At 62.1% G+C, this 2,145-nt stretch carries 4 protein-coding genes; 3 read left to right on the top strand and 1 reads right to left on the bottom strand.

What is annotated here, in order from left to right:
* Nucleotides 1-31 precede the first annotated feature (31 nt).
* Entirely contained in the window at nt 32-598 is a 567-nt protein-coding gene (locus ICA16_RS28105) for a recombinase family protein (protein ID WP_003159185.1), read from the bottom strand.
* Between the two features lie 181 nt (nt 599-779).
* Between ICA16_RS28105 and ICA16_RS28100 the strand changes: the two genes are divergently transcribed.
* Genes ICA16_RS28100 through ICA16_RS28090 form a run of 3 tightly spaced genes read left to right on the top strand, consistent with a single transcriptional unit; the run spans nt 780 to nt 1,971 of the window.
* Nucleotides 780-1,031, top strand: coding sequence for an AbrB/MazE/SpoVT family DNA-binding domain-containing protein (locus tag ICA16_RS28100; protein ID WP_003108276.1), 252 nt, complete (start codon nt 780-782; stop codon nt 1,029-1,031).
* Nucleotides 1,028-1,423 (top strand): type II toxin-antitoxin system VapC family toxin, encoded by a 396-nt coding sequence (locus ICA16_RS28095; RefSeq protein ID WP_003159186.1) that lies wholly within the window; start codon nt 1,028-1,030, stop codon nt 1,421-1,423. The genes ICA16_RS28100 and ICA16_RS28095 overlap by 4 nt, the downstream gene beginning before the upstream one ends.
* Before the next feature lie 11 nt (nt 1,424-1,434).
* Entirely contained in the window at nt 1,435-1,971 is a 537-nt protein-coding gene (locus ICA16_RS28090; protein WP_003159187.1) for a hypothetical protein, read from the top strand.
* Nucleotides 1,972-2,145: the final 174 nt, after the last annotated feature.

The raw sequence follows: 2,145 nt of genomic DNA, 5'->3' as shown, positions 1-2,145 counted from the left end.
TGTCATTTTCAGAAGACGACTGCACGGAATATCAGGAGTCGGCTGCACTGGTGGATTGCAGCGCGGTGTACAGGGCCGTCTTGCTCACCTTGAGCCGTGTAGCGGCCTCTCGGACATTAAGCCCGTTGGCGATGTGCTCCCGCGCTCGCTGCAACTTGTCGGCGGTGACAACCGGCTTTCGCCCGCCCTTCCTCCCACGAGCGGCGGCGGCAGTCAACCCGGCCTTGGTGCGCTCGCGGATCAAGTCGCGCTCGAACTGGCCCAGCGCGCCGAACACGTGGAAGATGAGCCGCCCGCCTGGCGTGGTGGTGTCGATGGCTTCCGTCAGAGAACGGAAGCCGACGCCTCGCGCTTCCAGCGCGCCTATCGTTTCGATTAGGTGCGGCATAGAGCGCCCGAGCCGATCCAGCCGCCAGACGGCCAGCACGTCGCCGTCGCGCAGGTAGGCCAGCGCATCAGCCAAGCCGGGGCGGTCGGCCTTGGCCCCGGAAGCCGTGTCCTCGAAAACGCGCTCGCAGCCTGCCTTGCGTAGCGCATCCGTCTGCAAGGCGGTGTCCTGTTCCGCCGTCGATACCCGCGCATAGCCGATCAGTGCCATTTGCCGCCTCTCTTGTCCGTCATTCCGTCCGCCTATCTTAATGTCCGACAACCCGTTGTGCAATAACTTTGCTGGACAGTGTCCGGCATGGCCGACTAATGATCGTTTGACGGACATTGACGGTAAGGCATTTTTGCATTACTATGTGAAGCATCAACCTTGATTGCGAGGGCAAACCACCATGACCACATTGACCGTTACCGCACGGGGACAAGTGACGTTTCGGAAGGACGTACTGCAACACCTCGGCATCAGGCCAGGCGACAAGATCGAGCTGGACTTGTTGCCAGACGGTCGGGGCGTGCTCAAGGCGGCACGGCCCGCAGGGACGATAGCCAGCTTTGTCGGCCTGCTCGCGGGCAAGACGCAGAAGGTTGCCACCATCGAAGAAATCAACGAGGCGGCGGCGCAAGGCTGGGCAGGTAAGCAATGAAGGTCGCAGTCGATACCAACGTCCTTGTGCGTGCGGTTGTGCGTGACGATCCCGCACAAGCGGACGTTGCCGCCGCAGTCTTGACCGACGCCGAGTTGATCGCGGTCGCGCTGCCGTGCCTATGCGAATTTGTTTGGGTGCTGCTGCGTGTCTACGGCTTCCAGCAAGCCGACGCGGCCAGCGCGATCCGGGCACTACTGGCCGCCGCGAATGTGGAAGTGAACCGGCCTGCCGTGGAGGCTGGCTTGCTGGTGCTCGACGCGGGCGGAGACTTTGCCGATGGCGTCATTGCCTACGAAGGCAACTGGCTTGGCGGGGAAACCTTCGTTTCCTTCGATAAGAAGGCGGTGGCACTTCTCACGGCGCAAGGGCAATCAACGCGCCTTTTGTGACGGACATGAGCATGAACGAATTCCGCCGACTGGCCGCGAAGATCGACCAACACATGCAGCAGCTTGCCGCCCAGGGTGTCAGCGAGGCCCATGCCATCATCAATCGCATGATGGGGTACGGGCCTGACCTGCACAGGATTTGGGTCGGCACATCCGATCAGCAGCTCATGGCGCTGTCCCGCGAGTTCCCAGGGTTCTACCGCTACGCCCGCATCATGGAAGAGGCATCCGAAGCCGAGCGCCGCAAGGCTTCGCGGCCCTATGACGGCATGGCCGAGTTCTCCGAACAGCACAAGCAAATGGGCGCGCAACTGCTGACCACGGCGGCCACGCTTGAGCGTGGCTACCAGGCGTTTCGTGCGAGCGGCAGTCTCCAAGACTTCCGGCCTCAGCTCGACGAGCTGGGCCGCCTGCATCGGCAATGGCTGTCCGACCTGGAAGCCTTCAAAGACTCGCTGCGCACGCAGGGCGCAGAACCCAAGGTGCTGGAATACGTGAACGAGGCTTTCGGCCGCCTGGCCGAGCGCATCAAGCAGCTTGCCGGTTGATCGCCGGAATTTTCGGCGGTTCCGGCTTTGTCGCGCCGTGCACAAGAGTTCTGAGCAATTCCGATCTCTCGCGGCGCTTCGTGCATAGAACTTCTGACCGTTCCCGGTCAGAAGTTCTATGCACACACGGCGGCCAGCCCAGTGAACTGGTGCAGTCGCCTTCTGAAAACGACA

It is taken from the genome of Pseudomonas anatoliensis (assembly GCF_017976235.1).
Taxonomy (GTDB): Bacteria; Pseudomonadota; Gammaproteobacteria; order Pseudomonadales; family Pseudomonadaceae; genus Aquipseudomonas; species Aquipseudomonas anatoliensis.
Note: the sequence above shows the minus strand (reverse complement) of the source record. Positions and strands in the feature narration are given on the sequence as shown.

Bases quoted from the DNA above. Each gene is read 5' to 3' on its own strand.
- ICA16_RS28105 (WP_003159185.1), bottom strand. From the start codon at position 598: ATGGCACTGATCGGCTATGCGCGGGTATCGACGGCGGAACAGGACACC.
- ICA16_RS28100 (WP_003108276.1), top strand. From the start codon at position 780: ATGACCACATTGACCGTTACCGCACGGGGACAAGTGACGTTTCGGAAG.
- ICA16_RS28095 (WP_003159186.1), top strand. From the start codon at position 1,028: ATGAAGGTCGCAGTCGATACCAACGTCCTTGTGCGTGCGGTTGTGCGT.
- ICA16_RS28090 (WP_003159187.1), top strand. From the start codon at position 1,435: ATGAACGAATTCCGCCGACTGGCCGCGAAGATCGACCAACACATGCAG.